Annotated in this window: 17 protein-coding genes and 1 tRNA gene; 17 read left to right on the top strand and 1 reads right to left on the bottom strand. The window is 66.9% G+C overall.

Features of this window, described 5'->3' with window-relative positions; all coding sequences use genetic code 11:
• Window positions 1-6 precede the first annotated feature (6 nt).
• The 17 genes from nuoF to pnp all read left to right on the top strand — a co-directional run bounded on the left by nuoF (window position 7) and on the right by pnp (window position 21,175).
• Window positions 7-1,374, top strand: a complete 1,368-nt coding sequence (gene nuoF, locus E5843_RS08805; protein ID WP_134673624.1) for an NADH-quinone oxidoreductase subunit NuoF — start codon at window positions 7-9, stop codon at window positions 1,372-1,374.
• Window positions 1,371-3,599 (top strand): NADH-quinone oxidoreductase subunit NuoG, encoded by a 2,229-nt coding sequence (gene nuoG / locus E5843_RS08800; RefSeq protein WP_141065924.1) that lies wholly within the window; start codon window positions 1,371-1,373, stop codon window positions 3,597-3,599. The genes nuoF and nuoG overlap by 4 nt, the downstream gene beginning before the upstream one ends.
• On the top strand, window positions 3,596-4,693 hold the full coding sequence (gene nuoH, locus E5843_RS08795; RefSeq protein WP_136412439.1) for an NADH-quinone oxidoreductase subunit NuoH: 1,098 nt from the start codon (window positions 3,596-3,598) through the stop codon (window positions 4,691-4,693). The genes nuoG and nuoH overlap by 4 nt, the downstream gene beginning before the upstream one ends.
• Window positions 4,690-5,178 (top strand): NADH-quinone oxidoreductase subunit NuoI, encoded by a 489-nt coding sequence (nuoI, locus tag E5843_RS08790; RefSeq protein ID WP_134673621.1) that lies wholly within the window; start codon window positions 4,690-4,692, stop codon window positions 5,176-5,178. The genes nuoH and nuoI overlap by 4 nt, the downstream gene beginning before the upstream one ends.
• Before the next feature lie 3 nt (window positions 5,179-5,181).
• Window positions 5,182-5,826, top strand: a complete 645-nt coding sequence (locus E5843_RS08785) for an NADH-quinone oxidoreductase subunit J (RefSeq protein WP_141065923.1) — start codon at window positions 5,182-5,184, stop codon at window positions 5,824-5,826.
• Complete coding sequence (gene nuoK, locus E5843_RS08780) at window positions 5,823-6,146, top strand: NADH-quinone oxidoreductase subunit NuoK (RefSeq protein ID WP_100322423.1); 324 nt, start codon at window positions 5,823-5,825, stop codon at window positions 6,144-6,146. Before E5843_RS08785 ends, nuoK begins: the two co-directional genes overlap by 4 nt.
• Window positions 6,147-6,349: 203 nt before the next feature.
• On the top strand, window positions 6,350-8,455 hold the full coding sequence (gene nuoL / locus E5843_RS08775) for an NADH-quinone oxidoreductase subunit L (RefSeq protein ID WP_425478386.1): 2,106 nt from the start codon (window positions 6,350-6,352) through the stop codon (window positions 8,453-8,455).
• Window positions 8,456-8,481: 26 nt separating this feature from the next.
• Window positions 8,482-9,993: an NADH-quinone oxidoreductase subunit M gene (locus tag E5843_RS08770; protein ID WP_134673619.1), complete on the top strand. Its 1,512-nt coding sequence runs from the start codon at window positions 8,482-8,484 to the stop codon at window positions 9,991-9,993.
• A 13-nt stretch (window positions 9,994-10,006) separates the two neighbouring features.
• A complete protein-coding gene (nuoN, locus tag E5843_RS08765; protein ID WP_134673618.1) occupies window positions 10,007-11,476 on the top strand; it encodes an NADH-quinone oxidoreductase subunit NuoN in 1,470 nt (489 codons plus the stop codon).
• 127 nt (window positions 11,477-11,603) lie between these two features.
• Window positions 11,604-11,680: transfer RNA gene (locus tag E5843_RS08760), tRNA-Met, on the top strand.
• A gap of 193 nt (window positions 11,681-11,873) precedes the next feature.
• Window positions 11,874-12,452 carry a ribosome maturation factor RimP gene (gene rimP, locus E5843_RS08755; RefSeq protein ID WP_136412437.1) on the top strand — a complete coding sequence of 193 codons (579 nt, stop codon included), beginning with the start codon at window positions 11,874-11,876 and terminating at the stop codon, window positions 12,450-12,452.
• Between the two features lie 129 nt (window positions 12,453-12,581).
• Window positions 12,582-14,093 carry a transcription termination factor NusA gene (gene nusA, locus E5843_RS08750; RefSeq protein ID WP_134673616.1) on the top strand — a complete coding sequence of 504 codons (1,512 nt, stop codon included), beginning with the start codon at window positions 12,582-12,584 and terminating at the stop codon, window positions 14,091-14,093.
• Window positions 14,094-14,216: 123 nt separating this feature from the next.
• The gene (gene infB, locus E5843_RS08745; protein ID WP_134673615.1) at window positions 14,217-16,829 is read left to right on the top strand and encodes a translation initiation factor IF-2; all 2,613 of its coding nucleotides are present in this window, start codon (window positions 14,217-14,219) and stop codon (window positions 16,827-16,829) included.
• A 121-nt stretch (window positions 16,830-16,950) separates the two neighbouring features.
• Entirely contained in the window at window positions 16,951-17,352 is a 402-nt protein-coding gene (gene rbfA / locus E5843_RS08740; protein ID WP_136412435.1) for a 30S ribosome-binding factor RbfA, read from the top strand.
• Between the two features lie 51 nt (window positions 17,353-17,403).
• Window positions 17,404-18,375, top strand: coding sequence for a tRNA pseudouridine(55) synthase TruB (gene truB, locus E5843_RS08735; protein ID WP_136412434.1), 972 nt, complete (start codon window positions 17,404-17,406; stop codon window positions 18,373-18,375).
• A 188-nt stretch (window positions 18,376-18,563) separates the two neighbouring features.
• Complete coding sequence (rpsO, locus tag E5843_RS08730) at window positions 18,564-18,824, top strand: 30S ribosomal protein S15 (protein ID WP_134673612.1); 261 nt, start codon at window positions 18,564-18,566, stop codon at window positions 18,822-18,824.
• A 242-nt stretch (window positions 18,825-19,066) separates the two neighbouring features.
• Window positions 19,067-21,175, top strand: coding sequence for a polyribonucleotide nucleotidyltransferase (gene pnp / locus E5843_RS08725; RefSeq protein ID WP_141065922.1), 2,109 nt, complete (start codon window positions 19,067-19,069; stop codon window positions 21,173-21,175).
• A gap of 667 nt (window positions 21,176-21,842) precedes the next feature.
• Here the strand turns inward: pnp and E5843_RS08720 are convergent.
• On the bottom strand, window positions 21,843-23,246 hold the full coding sequence (locus E5843_RS08720; RefSeq protein ID WP_141065921.1) for a GntP family permease: 1,404 nt from the start codon (window positions 23,244-23,246) through the stop codon (window positions 21,843-21,845).
• Window positions 23,247-23,273 lie beyond the last annotated feature (27 nt).

Genomic DNA, 23,273 nt, shown 5'->3' with positions numbered 1-23,273 from the left:
GCAGGCATGGCGCATCAACACACCCACGTCTCCGAAGGCTACGGGCCCGTCGGCCCCGCGCCGAAGGAGCACCAGGCCGTCTACACGACGCTGCACTTCGACAAGCCGTGGTCGTACGAGAACTACCTCAAGACCGGTGGTTACCAGGCGCTGCGCCGGATCCTCACCGAGAAGATCCCGCCGGCCGACGTCATCGAGATGGTCAAGCAGTCGGGCCTGCGCGGCCGTGGCGGCGCGGGCTTCCCGACCGGACTGAAGTGGTCCTTCATGCCCAAGGGCGACATGCAGAAGTACATCCTCTGCAACTCCGACGAGTCCGAGCCGGGCACCTGCAAGGACCGCGACATCCTGCGCTACAACCCGCACTCGGTGATCGAGGGCATGGCGATCGCCTGCTATGCCACCGGTTCGTCGGTTGCCTACAACTACCTGCGTGGCGAGTTCCACCACGAGCCGTTCGAGCATCTCGAGGAAGCCACCGCCGAGGCGTACGCCAACGGCTGGCTGGGCAAGGACATCCTCGGCTCCGGCATCGACATCGACATCCACAACGCGCTCGGCGCTGGCGCCTACATCTGCGGTGAAGAGACCGCGCTGATGGAGTCGCTGGAAGGCAAGAAGGGCCAGCCACGCTACAAGCCGCCGTTCCCGGCCAACTTCGGCCTGTACGGCAAGCCGACCACGATCAACAACACCGAAACCTACGCCTCGGTGCCGGCGATCGTGCGCAACGGCCCCGAGTGGTTCATGAACCTCGGCAAGCCCAACAACGGCGGCTGCAAGATCTTCTCGGTGTCGGGCCACGTGGCGCGTCCGGGCAACTACGAGATCCGCCTCGGCACGCCGTTCTCCGAGCTGCTGGAAATCGCCGGCGGCATGCGTCCGGGTCGCACCATCAAGGGCGTGATCCCGGGTGGTTCGTCGATGCCGGTGCTGCCGGGCGAGATCATGATGGGCCTGACGATGGACTACGACTCGATCCAGAAGGCCGGTTCCGGCCTGGGTTCGGGCGCGGTCATCGTGATGGACGACACCACCTGCATGGTGCGCGCCTGCCAGCGCATCGCGCGTTTCTACTACCAGGAATCCTGCGGCCAGTGCACGCCCTGCCGCGAGGGCACCGGCTGGATGTACCGCATGCTGACCCGCATCGCGCAGCACACCGCGACCGTTGAGGACCTGCACATGCTGCGGGCCGCGGCCGGGCAGATCGAAGGCCACACCATCTGCGCGTTCGGCGAGGCCGCCGCGTGGCCGGTGCAGGGCTTCCTGCGCCACTACTGGGACGAGTTCGAGTACGCGATCGTGAACCGGCGTTTCCTGGTCGACGACCAGCGCAATGGCACCGTGGTGCCGAAGGCGGTGGCCGCATGAGCGCGCAGCCCGTGAACCCGAACCTGCCGCCCGACCACGTCACCGTCTTCATCGACGGTGTCGAGATGGCCGCGCCGAAGGGCTCGATGATCATCCAGGCCGCCGACAAGGCCGGCATCCCGATCCCGCGTTTCTGCTACCACGACAAGCTGGCCATCGCGGCGAACTGCCGCATGTGCCTGGTCGAGGTGGAGAAGATGCCGAAGCCGGCGCCGGCCTGCGCCACGCCGGTGATGGACGGCATGAAGGTCGTCACCCGCAGCGACAAGGCGTTGAAGTCGCAGCGCAACGTGATGGAGTTCCTGCTGATCAACCATCCGCTCGACTGCCCGATCTGCGACCAGGGCGGCGAGTGCGAACTGCAGGACCTGTCGCTGGGTTATGGCCGCTCGGTAAGCCGCTTCGTCGAGCGCAAGCGCGTGGTGCCCGACGAGGACCTCGGTCCGCTGGTCGCCACCGAGATGACGCGCTGCATCCAGTGCACGCGCTGCGTGCGCTTCACCGCGGAAATCGCCGGCACCTACGAGCTCGGCGGCATGAGCCGTGGCGAGAACCTGCAGATCGGCACCTATGACGGCAAGCCGCTGACCACCGAGCTGTCCGGCAACGTGATCGACGTATGCCCGGTCGGCGCGCTCACCAACAAGGTGTTCCGCTTCCGTGCACGCCCGTGGGAACTGGTCGCCAGGGAATCGCTGGGCTACCACGATGCACTGGGCAGCAACCTGTTCCTGCACGCGCGCCGTGGCGAGGTGCTGCGCGCGGTGCCGCGCGACAACGAGACCGTCAACGAGTGCTGGCTGTCCGATCGCGACCGTTATTCGCACCAGGGCCTCGGCGCCGACGACCGCGCCGTGCAGCCGCTGATCCGCGAGGGCGACGACTTCCGCGCGGCCTCGTGGGACGAGGCGCTCGCGCGTGCCGCGCAGATCCTGCGTGACAACGCCGCCGACGACCTCGGCATGCTGGTGCATCCGTCGACCTCGAACGAAGAGGGCGCGCTGCTGGCCCGCATGGCCGAAGGCCTCGGCACCGGCAACCTCGACCACCGCATCGGCCAGCGCGACATGTCCGGCGACGCCGTCGCCGCGCCGTTCGCGATGCCGGTGGCGGACATCGCCAACGCCGGCACGATCGTCATCGTCGGCTCCAACCTGCGCCACGAAGTGCCGCTGCTGCACCACCGCGTGCGCCAGGCATGGCGCAAGGGTGCGCGCGTGCACGTCGTCAACCCGGTCGATTTCGACTTCACCTTCGACGTCGCCTCCAAGGCGATCGTCGCGCCGTCGCGCATCGCCGCGGCCCTTGGTGGCACCGATCTCGCCGCGGCGGTAGGCGAGGGCGAGCGGATGGTGGTGATCGTGGGCGCACTGGCCGAGGCCGGTGCGCACGCAGGCGCGATCCGTTCCGCTGCGGAACGCTTCGCGAGCGCCCATGGCGCTGCGCTGTGCCGCATCCCGCAGGGCGCGAATGCGCTGGGCCTGGGCCGCCACGGCGTACTGCCAACCTCGCGCGATGCCCAGGCGATGCTGCGCGACACACGCTCCGCGTACGTGCTGTACGGCATCGAGCCGGGGCTGGACTTCGCCGACCAGGCGCTCGCGCTGAAGGCGCTCAAGGGTGCACAGGTGGTGGCGTTCAGCCAGTTCGCCTGCGCCTCCACGCGTGCCGTCGCCGACGTGATCCTGCCGATTGGAGCGCTGCCCGAGATCGAGGCCACGCTGACCAACCTTGAAGGCATCGACCAGCGGGCGGTTCCCGCCGGCCGGCTGCCGGGCGAGGCGCGTGCCGGATGGCGCGTGCTGCGCGCGCTCGGCGGCGAGCTTGGACTCGAAGGTTTCGAATTCATCGACATCGCGCCGTTGCGTGCGTCGATGCAGCCGCGCCAGGTCGCCGTGCAGTCGGGGCAGGCCCCACAGGTGGACGGTGGCCTCGAACTCGCGGTCGCACCGGCGATCTACCGCAGCGACGCGATGGTCCGGCGTGCACCGGCGCTGCAGGCCCATCCGTTGACGCTCGGCCCGCGCATCGTGGTGCATCCGGCCGATGCCGGCGCGCTGGGCGTCGGTGACGGCGCGATGGCCAGGGTCTCCAACCATGCCGGCACCGCGACCCTGCAGGTCACGGTCAGCGACCAGGTCGCACCCGGCGCGGTCTTCGTCGAAAGCGGCTATGGCGCCACTGCAGCGCTGACGGCCGGCAACGTACAGGTGGTGCCGGCATGACGACGGCAGAGTTGCTCCAGCAGGTGTTCGGTCCGCTGCGCGAGGCGCTGTTCTCGCTGGGCGCGATCGGCACGGTGCTGTGGATCGTGCTGAAGGTCCTCGCGATCGCCATGCCGGTGATCATCGCGGTGGCCTTCTACGTGGTGTGGGAGCGCAAGCTGATCGGCTGGATGCACGTGCGCCACGGGCCGATGTATGTCGGCATGGGCGTGTTCCAGGCGTTCGCCGACGTCTTCAAGCTGCTGTTCAAGGAAGTCATCCAGCCGACCAACGCACATCGCGCGTTGTACGTGCTGGCACCGCTGATCACCCTCGCGCCTGCGTTCGCGGCGTGGGCGGTGGTGCCGTTCGACTACCAGCTGGTGCTGTCCAACGCCAACGCGGGCCTGCTCTACCTGCTGGCGATGACCTCGCTGGGCGTGTACGGCATCATCCTCGCCGGCTGGGCCACCAACTCGAAGTACGCCTTCCTCGGCGCGATGCGCGCGGCCGCGCAGATGGTGAGCTACGAGATCGCGATGGGCTTCGCGCTGGTCGGCGTGCTGATCGCGGCCGGCAGCCTCAACCTCACCGATATCGTGATGGCGCAGTCCACCGGCAACGGCCTCTTCGGCTGGTTCTGGCTGCCGCTGCTGCCGCTGTTCGTGATCTATTTCGTGTCCGGCGTGGCCGAGACCAACCGTTCGCCGTTCGACGTGGTGGAAGGCGAGTCGGAGATCGTGGCCGGCCACATGGTGGAGTACTCGGGTTCGGCGTTCGCGCTGTTCTTCCTGGCCGAGTACGCGAACATGATCCTCGTCAGCATCCTGACGACGCTGTTCTTCCTGGGCGGCTGGCTGTCGCCGATCCCGGCGGCGTGGATCCCCGACGTGCCGGTGCTGTCGACGATCCTCGGCGATGGCTGGTGGTGGCTGTTCGCCAAGATGTTCTTCTTCGCCAGCTGCTTCATCTGGTTCCGCGCGTCGTTCCCGCGTTACCGCTACGACCAGATCATGCGTCTGGGCTGGAAGGTCTTCATCCCGGTCAGCATCGCCTGGATCGTGGTCACTGCGCTGATGGCGTATTTCGGGGTGCTGGAGGGCGTACAGCGATGAGCCGCGTTGGCAATTTCTTCCGCAGCCTGCTGCTGCTGGAACTCCTGGGCGGCATGAGGCTGACCTTCAAGTACCTCTGGCGCGACAAGTACACGCTGATGTACCCGATGGAGAAGACGCCGCAGTCGCCGCGCTTCCGCGGGTTGCATGCACTGCGCCGGTATCCCAATGGCGAGGAGCGCTGCATCGCCTGCAAGCTGTGCGAGGCGGTGTGCCCGGCGCTGGCGATCACCATCGACTCGGCGCAGCGCGAGGACGGCACCCGCCGCACCACGCGCTACGACATCGACCTGTTCAAGTGCATCTACTGCGGGTTCTGCGAGGAATCCTGCCCGGTCGATTCGATCGTCGAGACGCACATCCACGAGTACCACTTCGAGAACCGCGGCGAGAACATCGTCAGCAAGCCGCAGCTGCTCGCACTGGGTGACCGGCTCGAGGCGGAAATCGCCGAGCGCCGCGCCACCGACGCCGCCTACAGGTAAGCCATGGATTTCATTCTTCTCGCGTTCCTGGGCTTTGCCGCGATCACCGTGATGTCGGCGGTGGCGGTGATCAGTGTCCGCAACCCGGTCCACGCCGCGCTGTTCCTGGTGTTGACCTTCTTCAGCGCGGCCGGTACCTGGATCCTCGCCGGCGCCGAGTTCCTTGGCGTGGCGCTGCTGGTGGTCTACGTCGGCGCGGTCATGGTGCTGTTCCTGTTCGTGGTGATGATGCTCGACATCGACATCACCACCCTGCGCCAGGGCTATGTGCGCTACCTGCCGATCGGGCTGGTGGTGGCGGTGGTCATGCTGGCCGAGGTGCTCACGCTGATCGGCATCGGCTCGCGGGTGACCCCGTTCGGCGTCGATCCAGCGGAAGCGGCGGGGCTGGGCAATACCGCCTGGGTCGCGCACACGCTGTTCCGTGACTACCTGCTGCCGTTCGAGATCGCGGCGCTGATCCTGACCGTTGCGGTGGTGGCCGCGGTGATGCTGACCCTGCGCGCACGCGTCGGCGTGAAGAGGCAGAACCCGGCCGAGCAGGCCGCGGTACGCGCCTCGGACCGCGTGCGGATCATCAAGATGGACGCGGTGCGTCCGCAGGCGCCTGCCGTGACCCAGGGTCAGGACGGGGAGGGCCAGGCATGAGTCTGTTCGGAGAAGGGCTGGCGCTGGGCCATTACCTCGCACTCGGCGCGGTGCTGTTCTGCATCAGCGTGGCCGGCATCTTCCTCAACCGGAAGAACGTGATCGTGCTGCTGATGTCGATCGAGCTGATGCTGCTGGCGGTGAACGTCAACTTCATCGGGTTCTCGCGGCACTTCGGCGATGCCAGCGGCCAGGTCTTCGTGTTCTTCATCCTCACGGTCGCGGCGGCGGAGGCCGCGATCGGCCTCGCGATCCTGGTCACGCTGTTCCGCAACCGCAACACCATCAACGTGGCCGATATCGACACGCTGAAGGGGTAAGCGGCAGCGCTTGCGAGCCTGGGCTCGCGCTGCCGCCAACGCCCGGTCATGGATGGCCGGGCCGGACTCTCCGGAGCCCGCGCAGTACCGCCATGGATGGCACGCACCACACGCGATTTTCGACGCGGTGACACACGGCGACGCATGTCACCCGAACGGCTGTAACGGTCCGCCCCGGCGCGACCCGGTCAATGGATATCCAGATGGCAATTTCGACAACCCACCTGCTGATCATCGTGCTCGCGCCGCTGCTCGGCTCGATCATCGCCGGCCTGTTCGGGCGGCAGGTCGGCCGTGCCGGCGCGCACAGCGTGACGATCCTCGGCGTCGCCACGAGCTGCGTGCTGTCGTGCTACGTGCTCTGGCAGCTCCTGCAGGGCGCCGCGCCGTACAACGAGAACATCTACACGGTGTTCGACGTGGCCAGCTATTCGGCGCACGTGGGCTTCATGATCGACCGCCTCACCGCGATGATGATGGTGGTGGTGACCTTCGTGTCGCTGCTGGTGCACATCTACACCATCGGCTACATGCACGAGGATCCGGGCTACCAGCGGTTCTTCAGCTACATCTCGCTGTTCACCTTCTCGATGCTCATGCTGGTGATGAGCAACAACTTCCTGCAGCTGTTCTTCGGCTGGGAAGCGGTGGGCCTGGTGTCGTACCTGCTGATCGGCTTCTGGTTCAAGAAACCGAGCGCGGTGTTCGCCAACATGAAGGCGTTCCTGGTCAACCGCGTCGGTGACTTCGGCTTCCTGCTCGGCATCGCCGGCGTGCTGTACTGGTTCGGCACGCTCGACTACGCCACCGTGTTCGCCAACGCCACCGATCGCGTCGGTGGCGGCCAGGTGGTGGAGGTCTTCGCGGGCTATCCATGGTCGGTGGCAACGTTGATCTGCATCTGCCTGTTCATCGGCGCGATGGGCAAGTCGGCGCAGGTGCCGCTGCATGTGTGGCTGCCGGACTCGATGGAAGGCCCGACCCCGATCTCCGCGCTGATCCACGCCGCGACGATGGTCACCGCGGGCATCTTCATGGTGGCGCGCATGTCGCCGCTGTTCGAACTCAGCGATACCGCGCTGGCCTTCATCCTCTTCATCGGTGCGACCACGGCCTTCTTCACCGGCCTGATCGGCATCGTGCAGAACGACATCAAGCGCGTCGTCGCCTATTCGACGCTGTCGCAGCTGGGCTACATGACGGTGGCGCTGGGCGTGTCGGCGTATTCCGCCGCGGTCTTCCACCTGATGACCCATGCGTTCTTCAAGGCGCTGCTGTTCCTCGCCGCGGGTTCGGTGATCATCGGCATGCACCACGAGCAGGACATGCGCAAGATGGGCGGCCTGCGCAAGTACATGCCGGTCACCTTCTGGACCAGCGTGATCGGCACGCTCGCGCTCGTCGGCACGCCGTTCCTGTCGGGCTTCTACTCGAAGGACACCATCATCGAGGCCGCCGGCCACGCCGCCGAGCGCATGGGCTGGGTCGGCACCTACGGCTACTGGGCGGTGCTGCTGGGCGCCTTCGTCACCAGCTTCTACAGCTTCCGCCTGCTGTACATGACCTTCTTCGGCGAGGAGCGCTTCCGCCACGCCACGCCGTCGCATCCGGTGGCCGCGAAGGACGAGCACGGCCAGCAGACCCTGCACGAGCCGCTGCACGATGACGGCCACGGCCATCACGATCACCATGGCCCGCATGAGCCGCACGAATCGCCGTGGGTGGTGACGCTGCCGCTGGTGCTGCTGGCGATCCCGTCGATCGCGATCGGTTTCTTCACCGTCGGCCCGATGCTGTTCGGGACCGACTGGAGTGGCCACACGGAGCAGCTGCCGTTCTTCCTCGGTGCGATCGACCTGGCGCCTGCGCGTGACACCGTGCTGCAGCTCAAGGACACCCTCTGGCACGGGCCGGTCGCCTACGCCGTGCATGGCTTCAAGGTCCCGACCTTCTGGCTGATGCTGGCGGGCTTCCTGCTCGCGACCCTGATGTACGTCTGGCGCACCGATCTCCCGGCTAGGGCCGCGCGGATGTTCGCGTTGCCGATCCGGGTGCTGGAGAAGAAGTACTGGGCCGACGACCTGTGGATCGACGGGTTCGCCGGCGGCGGTCTGGTGCTCGGCCAGGGTTCGCGCAAGATCGACGAGAAGCTGATCGACGGCCTGTTCGTCAATGGCGCCGCGCGCGTGGTCGACCTGGTCGCCAGCGTGACCCGTCGCCTGCAGTCCGGCTATCTCTACCACTACGCCTTCGCGATGATTCTCGGCCTGATTGCTCTGCTGGCCGTGCTGATCTTCCACTGGCGCTGACGCAACACCATACGGAATAAAGAAACGTGGCGAACTGGCCCCTCCTCAGCCTTCTGATCTGGCTGCCGATCCTCGGCGGCGTGTTGACCCTGCTGTGCGGCAACGCGCGCCCGAACACCGCCCGCTGGGTGGCGCTCGGTTTCGCCGTGCTCACGCTCGCGGCCAGCCTGCTGTTGCTGTCCGGCTTCGACGGCGCAGCAGCCGGACTGCAGTTCGTCGAGCACCGGGAGTGGATTCCCGCCTACGACATCCGCTACCACCTTGGCGCGGACGGCATCTCGATCGCCCTGATCGTGCTGACCACGATCACCACGGTGCTGGTGCTGATCGGCGCGTGGGGCTCGATCGACAAGCGCGTCGCGCATTACTTCGCGGCGTTCATGATCCTCGAGGGCATGATGATCGGCGTGTTCGCCGCCGTCGACGCGCTGCTGTTCTATGTGTTCTTCGAAGGCATGCTGATCCCGATGTTCATCATCATCGGCATCTGGGGCGGCCCGCGCCGGGTGTACGCGGCGATGAAGTTCTTCCTGTACACGTTCCTCGGCTCGGTCTTCATGCTGGTCGGCCTGGTGTACCTGTACCTCAAGGGCGGCAGCTGGCAGCTGCCCGACCTGTATGCGCTGCCGCTCAACGCCACCGAGCAGATGTGGCTGTTCTTCGCCTTCCTGATCGCGTTCGCGGTCAAGGTGCCGATGTTCCCGGTGCACACCTGGTTGCCGGACGCCCACGTCGAGGCGCCCACCGGTGGTTCGGTGATCCTAGCGGCGATCATGCTGAAGATCGGCGGCTACGGCTTCCTGCGCTTCAGCCTGCCGATCACGCCCGACGCGGGCCATGAGTGGGCCTGGCTGGTGATCGCGGCGAGCCTGATCGCGATCGTCTATGTCGGCATGGTCGCGCTGGTGCAGGCGGACATGAAGAAGCTGATCGCCTATTCGTCGATCTCGCACATGGGCTTCGTGACGCTGGGCATCTTCATCGCCTTCACCCTGATCCGCGACACCGGCAACCCGGATGCGGCACGTCTGGGCCTGCAGGGCGCGATGGTGCAGATGATCTCGCACGGCTTCATTTCCGGCGCGATGTTCTCCTGCGTCGGCGTGGTCTACGACCGCATGCACACGCGCATGATCCGTGACTACGGCGGCGTCGCCAGCGTGATGCCGTGGTTCGCGGCGTTCATGGTGTTCTTCGCGATGGCCAACTCCGGCCTGCCGGGCACGTCGGGCTTCGTCGGCGAGTTCATGGTGGTGATGGCCTCGTTCCAGGCGCATCCGCTGATCGCCTTCACCGCGGCGCTGACCCTGATCATCGGTGCGGCCTACAGCCTGTGGCTGGTGCGGCGCACGCTGTATGGCGAAGTCGCCAACGCGCATGTCGCCGCGCTGACCGATATCAACAAGCGCGAAGCGCTGGTGCTCGGCGTGTTCGCCATCTTCGTGCTGGCGATCGGCGTGTACCCCAAGCCGCTCACCGACCTGATGGAGCCGTCCATCGCGCAACTGGCGGACCTGCTCACCGCCACCAAGCTTTGAGGAAAGACCCGCGATGACCGTCGCCACCATGACGCCTCCCGTCCGCACCTTCGCCGAGTTCGCGCCATTGGCTCCCGAGCTGGTGGTGGTGTTCGGCGCCTTCGCCCTGCTGATGCTCGACCTGTTCCTGTCGGACCGCCAGCGCATCGTCACCCAGTCCCTCGGCATCGCCACGCTGCTGGTCGCGGCCCTCACCGTCGCGCTCGGCATCGGCGGGCAGGGCGAAGTGATGGAAGGCGTCTTCATCCGTGACACGGTCTCGGACGTCCTCAAGTTCACCATCCTGGTGGTGGCCGCGCTGGCCGCGTCGTACAGCTGGTCGTATATGCGCGAGCGGGGGTTGTACCGCGGCGAGATGATGGTGCTGATGCTGTTCGCCACGGTCGGCATGATGCTGCTGGTCTCGGCCGGCAACCTGACCATGCTCTACCTCGGCCTCGAGCTGCTGGCGCTGTGCTCCTACGCGCTGGTGGTCACCGATCGTGACAGCCCGCAGGCCTCGGAAGCGGGCATGAAGTACTTCGTGCTGGGTTCGCTTGCGTCCGGACTGCTGCTGTACGGCCTGTCGCTGGTCTATGGCGCCACCGGCACGCTGGCGCTGGACGGAATCCGCGAGGCCGCGGCCAGCGTCTCCGGGGAAGACCACACGCTGCTGCTCACCGGGATGGTGTTCGTGGTGGTCGGCGTGGCGTTCAAGTTCGGTGCCGCGCCGTTCCACATGTGGCTGCCGGACACCTACCACGGTGCGCCCACGCCGATCACGATCTTCATCGGCTCGGCACCCAAGCTCGCCGCATTCGGCATGGCCTTCCGTCTGTTCGAAGGCGGCCTCGGCCCGATGCAGGAATACTGGCAGCTGCTGGTGGGGGTGCTCGCGGCAGCGTCGCTGGCGGTGGGCAACGTGGTGGCGCTCGCGCAGACCAACCTCAAGCGCATGCTCGCGTATTCCACGGTCTCCCACGTCGGCTTCCTGTTCCTCGGCATTGCCGGTGGTGGCACCGACGGTTTCGCCGCGGCGATGTTCTACACGATCAGCTACGCGATCATGTCGGCGGCCGCGTTCGGCGCCATCGTCATGCTGTCGCGCCAGGGGTTCGAAGCGGATCGCATCGACGATTTCCGTGGACTCAATGCACGCAGTCCGTGGATGGCCTTCCTGGTGTTGATCACCATGGCTTCGCTGGCCGGTGTGCCGCCGTTCCTGGGCTTCTGGGCCAAGGTTGCGGTGCTGCGCGCGGTGGTCGAGGCCGACATGCTGTGGCTTGCGATCGTGGCCATCGTGTTCGCGGTGATCGGCGCGTTCTACTACCTGCGCGTGATCAAGGTGATGTACTTCGACGAGCCGGTCGGCGAGCCGGCATCGCCGCGACGCGGCACGGCATTGCGCGTGGTGTTCACGGTCAATGCGCTTGCACTGCTGGTGCTGGGGCTGGCCTGGAGTCCGGTGATGGACTGGTGCCAGCAGGCGTTCGCCACGCTGTAAGCCGCAATACCCGCGGCGCCGCATCGATGGTGCGCGCCGCGGTGATGGATGTATCGCGATATATCCATCGAAACGATCATCCGGGGTTGCAATCAAACCGGTCGATCGTCATAATTCACTTCTCTGCTGCGGGGTGGAGCAGTCTGGCAGCTCGTCGGGCTCATAACCCGAAGGTCGCAGGTTCAAATCCTGCCCCCGCTACCAGCTTTTCGCGGTCGGTGGAATGTCCTCAAGGGAGGCATTCCGGCGGTACCGGTCGCGATCGGGCTGAGTCGGTACACGTTGCTCCGTGTGCCGGCACCGAAATCCAGCGTCATCGGACAAGGGGCCCATCGGGCCCCTTGGCTGTTTCAGGGGCGGATTTTCGTTTACCGGATCGAAAGGAGCCGGAGCATTCGTGGCTGACAATGCAACCCGAATCATCGAACTGCTGAAGCCCACGGTGGAAGCCCTCGGGCTGGAACTGCTGGGCGCGGAGTATCTGCCCAATCCGGGCAGTGCGCTGCTGCGGCTGTATATCGACCGTCCCGGCAGCGAAGGCGATGCCGTCGGCCCCGGCGTGACGATCGAGGATTGCGAGGCGGTCAGTCGCGAGGTCTCGGCCCAGCTCGACGTCGAGGATCCGATCACGAGCCACTACACGCTCGAAGTGTCGTCGCCCGGGATCGACCGGCCGCTGTTCTCGGCGGCGCAGTTCGCGCGCTTCAATGGCGAGACCGCGAAGGTCGTGCTGAAGCTGCCGCAGAATGGCCGCCGTCGGCTGACCGGGCGCATCGTGTCCGTGGATGACGAGCGGATCACGTTCGACATCGATGGGCAGCCCTTCGAAGTGGTGGCCGACAACATCGAAAAGGCGCGGCTGGTGCCGGACTGGGTGGCCCTCGGGCTGGCCCCGGCGAAGGACGAGGCGTCCGGACGCGACGCACGCCCCGGCAAGAGTGGCGCGAAGAAGCGTAGCGACGGTCCTGCCGCCTGAGGCGACGGGGCATCACAACAGACATTGGCCCCTTGACGGGGCAGGCAGTCCGGAACGGACTGGCGGAGCTTCGGGGCTCGACCTCCGGTCTCCGAAGACGAATCCAAGACATCTCAGAGGCGTAACAGAATGAGCAAGGAACTGTTGATGGTCGTCGACGCGGTCGCCAACGAGAAGGGCGTGCCGGAGTCCGTCATCCTCGAGGCGATCGAAGCGGCGCTGGCCACTGCGGCCAAGAAGCGCTACGTCGACCAGGACGTGCTCACGCGCGTGGCGATCGATTCCAAGGACGGTACGTACGACACTTTCCGCCGCTGGGAAGTGGTTGCCGATGACGTGGTGATGGAGTCGCCCGACCGCCAGATCCGCCTGATGGACGCGATCGACGAGGCCGAGGGCGTCGAGGTCGGCGACTACATCGAAGAGCAGATCGACAACGCCGAGTTCGGGCGCATCGCCGCGCAGGCCGCCAAGCAGGTGATCGTGCAGCGCGTGCGCGAGGCCGAGCGCCAGCAGGTGGTGGATGCCTGGAAGGATCGCGTGGGCGAGCTGGTCACCGGCGTGGTCAAGCGCGTGGAGCGCGGCAACGTGTACGTCGATCTCGGCGGCAACGCCGAGGCCTTCATCCCCAAGGACAAGGCGATCCCGCGCGACGTCGTGCGCGCCGGCGACCGCATCCGCGGTTACCTGTACGACGTGCGCAGCGAACCCCGCGGCCCGCAGCTGTTCATCAGCCGCGCCGCCCCGGAATTCATGATCGAGCTGTTCAAGCTCGAGGTGCCGGAAGTGGGCCAGGGCCTGGTGTCGATCATGGCCTGCGCCCGCGACCCGGGCGATCGCGCCAAGATCGCGGTGCTCGCGCATGACAACCGCACCGATCCGATCGGCGCCTGCATCGGCATGCGCGGCTCGCGCGTGCAGGCGGTGTCGAACGAACTCAACGGCGAGCGCGTCGACATCGTGCTGTGGTCGGACAACCCGGCGCAGTTCGTGATCAACGCGATGGCGCCGGCGGAAGTGCAGTCGATCGTGGTCGACGAGGACAAGCATTCGATGGACCTGGCCGTGGCCGAGGACTTCCTCGCCAAGGCGATCGGCAAGGGCGGCCAGAACGTGCGCCTGGCCAGCCGCATGACCGGCTGGCAGCTCAACGTCATGACCGCGGAGCAGGTGCAGGCCAAGAGCGAGGCCGAGCAGGCCACCGCCCGCCAGCTGTTCCAGGACAAGCTCGAGGTCGACGAGGAAATCGCCGGCATCCTGGTGGCTGAAGGCTTCAGCACGGTCGAGGAAATCGCCTACGTGCCGATGGGCGAGCTGCTGGCGGTGGAGGGCTTCGACGAGGACATCGTCGAGGAACTGCGCGCCCGCGCCCGCGACGCGCTGCTCAACGACGCGCTGGCGGTCGAGGAGGAGCTGGACGAGAACGCGCCGTCCGACGACCTGCTGCAGCTGCCGGGCATGGAAGACGCCATCGCCTATGCGCTGGCCTCGCACGGCGTGCGCACCGCGGAGGACCTGTCCGACCTGGGTGCCGACGAAGTGCTGGAGTTCGAAATCGAAGGCCTCGACCAGGAGCGCGCCGCGGTGCTGATCCTGGCGGCCCGCGCCGAGGAGATCGCGCGGCTGGAGCGGGAAGGCTGACAGGTCGCGCAAGGCCGCCCAGTCAGTCAGCTGGGCGGGCCCGCGCCGACCTCACGCGCCAGAGCCGTTAGAATCCCCATATCCGCGCCGGCCCCGAGCCGCCGCATTGGACACGGAAACCGAATGTCGCAGCAAACCACCATCCGCAAGCTGGCCGCACTGGTGAATACACCGGTCGAGAAACTGCTGGAGCAGCTGGCCGAGGCCGGCATGAAGTTCAGCAGCCCCGACCAGGTGGTCACCAGCACCGAGAAGGTGAAGCTTCTCGGCTTCCTGCGCCGCACCCACGGCAAGTCCGAAAAGGCTGTCGAGGACGCGGTCAGCCCGAAGAAGATCACCCTCAATCGCAGCCGCAAGCAGGAACTCACCGTCGGTGGCGGCAAGAACCGCCAGACGGTCGATGTCGTGGTGCGCAAGAAGGTGACCCTGGTCCCGCCGTCCGGCAAGGGCGATGGCATCGATCCGGCGTCCGGGCTGTCGCGCGAGGAAGCCGAGCGCGCCGAGATCCTGCGCAAGCTGGAGGAGTCGCGGCAGCGCAACCTTTCCGAGCAGCAGCGCCTGGCCGAGGACGACAAGCGCCGCGCCGACGAGGCCGCCGAGCGCAAGCGCCAGGAAGACGCGGAAGCCGACCGCCTGCGCAAGGAAGCCGCGGCGGCCGCCGCCACCGTGACCGGCGATGCCGCACCGGCGGTGCGTCGTGCCACGCACGGCCATGGCCAGCCGGCCAAGCCGGCGGCACCGGCGCGCGATGATCGCGCCGGCCAGAAGGCCAAGGCGCATCGCGGTTCGCACGCGATGGTGGCCGGGGTCGAGGACGATGACAGCACCGCGCGGTTCGCGGGCCAGCTGCATCTGTCGGCGGCCGACCGTGCCCGTCGCAGTACTGCACGTGGCCGGCCGAAACCGCGCCGCAACGTCGAGCAGTCGCGTGGCGGCTCCGGCGGCCCGCATGGCTTCGAGCGTCCGACCGCGCCGGTCGTGCGCGAGATCGCCGTGGGCGAGGCGATCACCGTGGCCGACCTTGCGCAGAAGCTCGCGCTGAAGGGCGGCGACGTGGTCAAGGCGCTGTTCAAGATGGGCGTCATGGCCACCATCACCCAGACCATCGACCACGACACCGCGGTGCTGGTGGTGGAAGAGCTGGGCCACAAGGCCGTGCGCGCCGATTCCGACGATGCCGAGAGCGAGCTGGTCGCACATGTCGCCGAGGTACAGGGCGAGCAGGCCACGCGTCCGCCGGTGGTCACCATCATGGGCCACGTCGACCACGGCAAGACCTCGTTGCTGGACTACATCCGCACGACCAAGGTCGCGACCGGCGAAGCGGGTGGCATCACCCAGCACATCGGCGCGTACCACGTGGAAACCCCGAAGGGCGTCATCAGCTTCCTCGACACCCCGGGCCACGCCGCGTTCACTTCGATGCGCGCGCGTGGTGCAAAGCTCACCGATATCGTGGTGCTGGTGGTCGCGGCCGATGACGGCGTCATGCCGCAGACGGTCGAGGCGGTGCAGCACGCACGTGCGGCGAAGGTGCCGCTGATCGTCGCGATCAACAAGATCGACAAGTCGACCGCCGATCCGAACCGCATCAAGAACGAACTGCTCGAGCACCAGGTGGTGGCCGAGGACTTCGGCGGCGAGACCCAGATGGTCGAGCTTTCGGCCAAGACCGGCATGGGCGTCGACGACCTGCTCGACGCGATCTCGCTGCAGGCCGAAGTGCTGGAACTGCGCGCGGTGCAGGACGGCCGTGCCACCGGTACGGTCATCGAATCCTCGCTCGACAAGGGTCGCGGCCCGGTCGCCACCGTGCTGGTGCAGCAGGGCCGCCTCAACCGCGGCGACTACCTGGTGTGCGGCGTGCAGTACGGCCGCGTGCGTGCCCTGTTCGACGAGAACGGCCAGGCCGTGGACGGTGCGGGTCCGTCGATCCCGGTGCAGGTGCTCGGCCTGTCGGGCGTGCCCGATGCCGGCGACGACTTCGTGGTCGTCGACGACGAGCGCCTGGCCAAGGACGTCGCCCAGCAGCGCGAGGCCAAGCGTCGCGAGACGCGCCTGGTGCAGGCCGCGGGCAACCGCATGGAAGACATCATGGCGCAGATGGGCCAGGCCGAGCAGCAGCTGTCGCTCAACCTGGTGGTCAAGGCCGACGTGCAGGGTTCGGTGGAGGCGCTCAAGCAGGCGCTTACCGCGCTGTCGAACGACCAGATCCGCATCAACATCATCGTGTCCGGCGTGGGTGGCATCACCGAGTCCGACGCCAACGCCGCGGCGACCGCCAAGGCGACGATCATCGGCTTCAACGTGCGTGCGGATGCCTCCGCGCGCCGGGTGGTGGAAACCAACGGCCTCGACCTGCGCTACTTCTCGATCATCTATGACGTGATCGACCAGGTGAAGCAGGTCGCCTCGGGCATCCTGGGCATGGAGATCCGCGAGGAGATCATCGGTATCGCCGAGGTCCGCGACGTCTTCCGCAGCTCGAAGTTCGGTGCCGTTGCGGGCTGCATGGTGATCGAGGGCGTGGTCAAGCGCTCCAAGCCGATCCGCGTGCTGCGCGACAACACGGTGGTCTTCGAGGGCGAGCTGGAATCGCTGCGCCGCTTCAAGGAGAACGTGGACGAAGTCCGCGTCCATACCGAGTGCGGCATCGGCGTGAAGGCCTACAACGACGTCAAGGCCGGCGACCAGATCGAGTGCTTCGAGCGCATCGAGGTCCAGCGCACGCTGTAACGGACGCGGCCCGCCAGGGCCGGTGTCCGGAGGTCCGGGAAGAAGCGCGACGGCAGTGCCGTTCGCGCATGTTCCGCGGCTTCCGGGGCCGGTCCGCGCGCCGCTGACCAGGAGCTTCCACATGCCCACCAAATCCTTCCATCGCACCGATCGCGTGTCCGCCCAGCTGCGTCGCGAGCTCGGCACCCTGGTCCGCCAGGCCGTGTCGGAGCACGGGCTGCCGTCGGTCAGCGTGTCCGACGTCGAGGTCACCCGCGACCTCGCGCACGCCAAGGTGTTCGTGACCGCGTTGCAGGCCGAGCGCTCGCAGGAGGCGATGGCCGGCCTCAAGGCGCTGGCAGGGGAAATCCGCTTCCGCCTCGCCCGGCTGGTCAAGCTGCGCCACGTGCCGGAACTGCATTTCCACTACGACGATTCGGTCGATCGCGGCGAGCGCATCGACAACCTGCTGCGTGATCTTCCCGATGCGCCGGTCGACGCCGACGAGGGCGATGACGACGCGGACGGGACGCGCGGCGACTGAAGCGCAGCGCGGCATGCCCTGCATTGCCGCGATGTGCGATGACGCGAACCCATGTCCAAACCGCGCAGACGTGTCCGCAAGGTCGACGGCATCCTCCTGCTGGACAAGCCACGGGGCCTGAGTTCCAACCAGGCGCTGCAGCAGGTGCGCAAGCTGTTCGAGGCGGAGAAGGGCGGCCATACCGGCAGTCTCGACCCGCTCGCCACCGGCCTGCTGCCGGTGTGCCTGGGCGAGGCGACCAAGATCGCTGGTGGCCTGCTGGGTGCGCGCAAGGCCTATGACACCGTCGCCCGCCTGGGCACGGTCACCGACACCGACGACGCCGATGGCCAGCCGCTGCGCGAGCGTCCGGTCCCGCCGTTGCGGGTGGCGGAGATCGATGCCGCACTGCAGGCGCTGACCGGCCGCATCATGCAGCGCCCGCCGATCTACTCCGCGCTCAAGCGCGGCGGCGAGCCGCTGTATGCCAAGGCCCGGCGCGGCGAGCACGTCGAAGTCGAGCCGCGCGAGGTGGACGTGCACCTGTTCGCGCTGCAGTCCGCGGCCGACCTGGTGGACGACCTGCAGGGGGTGCCGCCGCAGCTGCGACTGCACGTCGAATGTGGTTCCGGCACCTATGTGCGCAGCCTGGTCCGCGATCTTGGCGAGGCGCTGGGCTGCGGGGCGCATGTCACCGAACTGCGGCGGACCTGGGTGGACCCGTTCCGCGACCCGCGGCTGTGGACCCTCGAGGCGCTGCAGGCACTTTCGGAGCGGGGCCGCGCAGCGCTGGAGGCCTGTCTGCTGCCGATCGAGGCGGGCATGGCGGCGTGGCCGGAAATCCGCCTCGATCCCCGGCAGGTGCAGGCGCTGTCGTACGGGCAGGCCGTGAGCGGGGGATTCCACCCGCAGGGGGAAGTGGGCGTGTTCGACCTGAACGGACGGGCATTGGGGCTGGGCGAGGTCGACGCGGACGGCCGCCTGCATCCGCAACGGCTGTTCAGCTGGGCGGTGAGCCAGCCCGGTCGCGTGGTCCGCTGTTGAGCGTGGTTGTGGCCGGGCGCTGTTCGCGGTAAGATTTTGCGCGCTTTTTCAAGCGCTTGCGTTTCACATTCTTCCATCCATGGCGGGCCCTGGCGGTGCGTCGATCGTGGTCTGTTCCACGCCGCATTCCGGGCCGTGTCGCAGTCCCCACGTCGCGTCTTCTGCGGGCTTTGCGACACGAGGCTTCCATGTCCATCGATACCAACAGCATCATCAACGAACACAAGCGGGCCGAAGGCGATACCGGTTCGCCGGAAGTGCAGGTCGCGCTGCTGACCGCGCGCATCGTGCACCTCACCGAGCACTTCAAGACCCACAAGAAGGATCACCACAGCCGGCGCGGCCTGCTGCAGATGGTCAACCAGCGCCGCAGCCTGCTGGACTACCTGCACCGCAAGGACGCCGACCGCTACAAGGCACTGATCGAGAAACTGGGTCTGCGTCGGTAAATCGCACCACACACGCGGCGCAGTGATGCGCCGCGTTTGTTTTCAGGTTCCACGAAAGTACCGCGCTGCAGGGATGCGGTGACATGCAGGATCCACGGCCGCGGCCGGGGCTGTTGCATCGGCAACGTCGCACCGGATGCGTACGACGGATGCCACCCTCCAGGACCGCCCCAACGCGGTCGCCCGGCCGGGGCAAGGGCCCCGGGCGGTTCATCGAAGAAAGAGTCAAAGGACACAACAACGTGGCAAAAGTTACCAAGAACTTCCAGTACGGCAGCCGCCAGGTCACGCTCGAAACCGGTGAGGTCGCCCGCCAGGCGGGTGGCGCGGTCATGGTGTCGTGCGAAGGCACCGTGCTGCTGGTCAGCGCCGTCGCCAACAAGACCGCCCGCGAAGGGCAGGACTTCTTCCCGCTGACGGTCGACTACCAGGAAAAGTTCTACGCCGGTGGCCGCATTCCGGGCGGCTTCTTCAAGCGCGAAGGCCGCCAGACCGAGAAGGAAACGCTGATCTCGCGGTTGATCGACCGTCCGATCCGCCCGCTGTTCCCGGATGGCTTCCGCAATGAGGTCCAGATCATCGCCACGGTGATGTCGATGAATCCGGAGATCGACGGCGACATCCTCGCGCTGATCGGTGCGTCGGCTGCGCTGTCGCTGTCGGGTGCGCCGTTCGACGGCCCGATCGGTGCCGCCAAGGTCGGCTACAAGGATGGCCAGTACCTCCTCAACCCGACCGTGTCGGAGCTCAAGGAGTCCGACCTCGAACTCGTCGTCGCCGGTACCGCCAATGCGGTGCTGATGGTCGAGTCCGAAGCCAACGTGCTGTCCGAAGACGTGATGCTGGGTGCGGTGATGTTCGGCCATCAGCAGATGCAGGTCGCGATCTCGGCGATCAACGAGCTGGTTGCCGAGGCCGGCAAGCCGAAGTGGGAGTGGACCGCACCGGCCGCCAACGAAGGCATCGTCTCGGCGATCCGCAGTGCCGTTGGCGAACAGCTTTCGGCGGCGTTCCAGGTGCGCGACAAGCTGCAGCGCCGCGACGCCATCTCCAGCGTGCGCAAGGCGATCCTCGAGGCGCTCGCGCCCAATGCCGAGGCCAATGCCTGGACGTCGAGCGAGCTGTCGAAGGAGTTCAGCGAGCAGGAATACCAGACCATGCGCGACTCGGTCATCAGGACCAAGGTCCGCATCGACGGTCGTGCGCTCGACACCGTGCGCCCGATCGCCTCGAAGGTCGGCATCCTGCCGCGCGTGCACGGCTCGTCGCTGTTCACCCGTGGCGAGACGCAGGCGATCGTCGCCGTGACCCTCGGCACCGCCCGCGACGGCCAGGTCATCGACGCCGTGGCCGGCGAGTACAAGGAACACTTCCTGTTCCACTACAACTTCCCGCCCTATTCGGTCGGTGAAGCCGGCCGCATGATGGGTCCGAAGCGTCGCGAGATCGGCCACGGCCGCCTGGCCAAGCGCGGCGTGCTCGCCGTGATGCCGACGATGGAGGAGTTCCCGTACACGATCCGCGTGGTCTCGGAAATCACCGAGTCGAACGGTTCGTCGTCGATGGCGTCGGTCTGCGGTTCGTCGCTGGCGCTGATGGACGCGGGCGTGCCGATCAAGGCACCGGTCGCCGGTATCGCGATGGGCCTGGTGAAGGAAGGCGACGAGTTCGTCGTGCTGTCCGACATCCTCGGTGACGAGGACCACCTCGGCGACATGGACTTCAAGGTGGCCGGCACCAGCGAGGGCATCACCGCCCTGCAGATGGACATCAAGATCCAGGGCATCACCGAAGAGATCATGAAGGTCGCGCTGGCCCAGGCCAAGCAGGGCCGCCTGCACATCCTCAAGGAGATGGAGGCGGCGCTCAGCACGCCGCGTTCGGAGCTCTCCGAGTTCGCGCCGCGCCTGATCACGATCAAGATCCACCCCGACAAGATCCGCGAGGTCATCGGCAAGGGCGGTTCGGTCATCCAGGCAATCACCAAGGAGACCGGCACCCAGATCGACATCCAGGACGATGGCACGATCACCATCGCCTCGGTCGACGCCGCCGCCGGCAAGGCCGCCAAGGACCGCATCGAGCAGATCACCTCCGACGTCGAGCCGGGCCGGATCTACGAGGGCAAGGTGGTCAAGATCATGGACTTCGGTGCATTCGTGACCATCTCCCCCGGCAAGGACGGCCTGGTGCACGTCTCGCAGATCTCCAGCGAGCGCGTCGAGAAGGTCGGCGACAAGCTGAAGGAAGGCGACATCGTCAAGGTCAAGGTGCTGGAAGTCGACAAGCAGGGCCGCATCCGCCTGTCGATCAAGGCGGTCGAGGAAGGCGAAGGTACGCCGGCCGAGTAATCGGCATTCCCGCACCACGCGTCGTCGACGCGTGGTGGTGGGTTACCGAAAGAGCGGGCTTCGGCCCGCTCTTTTTTTGTTCTTCTTCAACTCCCGGCTTGGCAGATCGCGGGACTGTTCGTGCGCCCGTGGGGTGCTCCGTTTTGATTCCGCGCTGCCCGTCGCGCGCACCGGGGGATGTACTCCCGACCGAAGTCCGCGTCCAGCTACCACGGCCGGCCGCCGGCCATCCATGGCCGGCTGGGAGCACACCCCCTGGTGCACGCGACGAGCTTCGAGATTCGTGGGCTTCGGTATGGAAGTCAGCAGCGGTGCCGCCGAAGTCGTGGCAACGATCCTGGTCGTGCATCAGACGGTTCGGATGGAGATCCACAACGGCTCAGCCGAAGGCGTCTGGCATTCTTCAGCCGTTGACCTTCTCCCGGACGCGACGACAGGCTGGAGCCCGCCCCGGACGCAGGGGGATGTCCAGAGCCGGCCATGGATGGCCGGCGGCCGGATGTGGTAGCAGGACGCGGAGATATCCGGCTGGGCATCCCCCTGTGTCCGTGGCGGGCTGCACGGACTCCCAACGAGCGCCCCTCGATCCGGAGAGGACCAGAAGGTCTTTCCGTCAACGCGAGTAAGAAGACGGTAGCTCGATATCGGGGTCGGACCCGCGTATCGCTCAGACGATCCCGGTCACATAGAACAGCGTGATCACCACGAACACCGCCAGCGTCTTGATGATGGTGATGGCGAAGATGTCGCCGTAGGCCTGCCGATGGGTGAGGCCGGTGACGGCGAGCAGGGTGATCACCGCGCCGTTGTGGGGCAGGGTGTCCATGCCGCCGGATGCCATCGAGGCCACGCGGTGCAGCACTTCCATCGGAATACCGGCGGCCTGCGCGTTGGCGATGAAGCTCTCCGCCATCGCTGCCAGCGCGATCGACAGCCCGCCCGAGGCGGAGCCGGTGATGCCGGCCAGCGCGGTCACGGTGACCGCCTCGTTGACCAGCGGATCGGGAATGGCGGACAGCGCGTTCGCCACCAGCAGGAAGCCGGGCAATGCGGCGATCACCGCACCGAAACCGTACTCCGATGCGGTGTTCATCGACGCCAGCAGTGCGCCGCCCACCGCGGCCTTGCTGCCTTCGGCAAAGCGTGCGGCGACGGTACGCCAGGCGAACGCCAGCACGGTGAGGATGCCGATCAGCAGCGCGCCCATCACCGCCCAGATCGCCGAGATCCGCGCCACTTCCTGCACCACCGGCGCCGGGTCGCCCACCACCGCCGGCACGAAGCTGTGCGATGCGCCGTACCAGCCTGGGATCCACTGCGTGAGCAGCAGGTTCGACACGCCCACCATCACCAGCGGCAACAGCGCGATCAGCGGATGGGCGAGGCTGTCGCCGGTGAACGCCGCGGGCTCGTTGGCGAGCGTCGCCGGGTCGCCATAGCCTTCACCGGCATGCAGCGCCTTGCGGCGCCGCCATTCCAGCCAGCTCATGCCGACGGCAAGGATGAAGATGCCACCGAGGGTGCCGAGGATCGGCGCGGCCCAGGTATCGGTGCCGAAGAACGCGGTCGGAATGATGTTCTGGATCTGCGGCGAGCCGGGCAGCGCATCCATGGTGAAGGTGAAGGCGCCCAGCGCGATGGTGCCGGGGATCAGCCGCTTGGGGATGTTGCCCTGGCGGAACAGTTCCGCGGCGAACGGATACACCGCGAACACCACCACGAACAGCGACACACCGCCGTACGTGAGCAGCGCGCAGACGACGACGATCGACAGGATCGCGCGTTGTGCGCCGACCACGCGGATGGTCGCGGCGACGATGGCCCGCGAGAAACCCGACACCTCGATCAGCTTGCCGAACACCGCGCCCAGCACGAACACCGGGAAATACAGTTTCAGGAAGCCGACCATCTTGTCCATGAAGAGGCCGGTGAACATCGGCGCCACCAGCGATGGATCGGTCAGCAGCACCGCGCCCATCGCCGCGACGGGCGCGAACAGGATGACGCTGTGGCCGCGATAGGCGACCAGCATCAGGAAGCCCAGTGCGGCGAGCACGATCAGCAGGGACATGGATCGATCCGGATTGACGACGGTCGC

Source organism: Luteimonas yindakuii (assembly GCF_004803715.2).
GTDB lineage: Bacteria > Pseudomonadota > Gammaproteobacteria > Xanthomonadales > Xanthomonadaceae > Luteimonas > Luteimonas yindakuii.
Note: the sequence above shows the minus strand (reverse complement) of the source record. Positions and strands in the feature narration are given on the sequence as shown.

What these genes read in the sequence shown, in the direction of transcription:
- rbfA (WP_136412435.1), top strand. Translation starts at nt 16,951, where the DNA reads ATGCCCACCAAATCCTTCCATCGCACCGATCGCGTGTCCGCCCAGCTG.
- E5843_RS08785 (WP_141065923.1), top strand. Translation starts at nt 5,182, where the DNA reads ATGGATTTCATTCTTCTCGCGTTCCTGGGCTTTGCCGCGATCACCGTG.
- nuoH (WP_136412439.1), top strand. Translation starts at nt 3,596, where the DNA reads ATGACGACGGCAGAGTTGCTCCAGCAGGTGTTCGGTCCGCTGCGCGAG.
- nuoG (WP_141065924.1), top strand. Translation starts at nt 1,371, where the DNA reads ATGAGCGCGCAGCCCGTGAACCCGAACCTGCCGCCCGACCACGTCACC.
- infB (WP_134673615.1), top strand. Translation starts at nt 14,217, where the DNA reads ATGTCGCAGCAAACCACCATCCGCAAGCTGGCCGCACTGGTGAATACA.
- nusA (WP_134673616.1), top strand. Translation starts at nt 12,582, where the DNA reads ATGAGCAAGGAACTGTTGATGGTCGTCGACGCGGTCGCCAACGAGAAG.
- nuoI (WP_134673621.1), top strand. Translation starts at nt 4,690, where the DNA reads ATGAGCCGCGTTGGCAATTTCTTCCGCAGCCTGCTGCTGCTGGAACTC.
- nuoN (WP_134673618.1), top strand. Translation starts at nt 10,007, where the DNA reads ATGACCGTCGCCACCATGACGCCTCCCGTCCGCACCTTCGCCGAGTTC.
- nuoF (WP_134673624.1), top strand. Translation starts at nt 7, where the DNA reads ATGGCGCATCAACACACCCACGTCTCCGAAGGCTACGGGCCCGTCGGC.
- rpsO (WP_134673612.1), top strand. Translation starts at nt 18,564, where the DNA reads ATGTCCATCGATACCAACAGCATCATCAACGAACACAAGCGGGCCGAA.
- E5843_RS08720 (WP_141065921.1), bottom strand. Translation starts at nt 23,246, where the DNA reads ATGTCCCTGCTGATCGTGCTCGCCGCACTGGGCTTCCTGATGCTGGTC.
- truB (WP_136412434.1), top strand. Translation starts at nt 17,404, where the DNA reads ATGTCCAAACCGCGCAGACGTGTCCGCAAGGTCGACGGCATCCTCCTG.
- nuoK (WP_100322423.1), top strand. Translation starts at nt 5,823, where the DNA reads ATGAGTCTGTTCGGAGAAGGGCTGGCGCTGGGCCATTACCTCGCACTC.
- nuoL (WP_425478386.1), top strand. Translation starts at nt 6,350, where the DNA reads ATGGCAATTTCGACAACCCACCTGCTGATCATCGTGCTCGCGCCGCTG.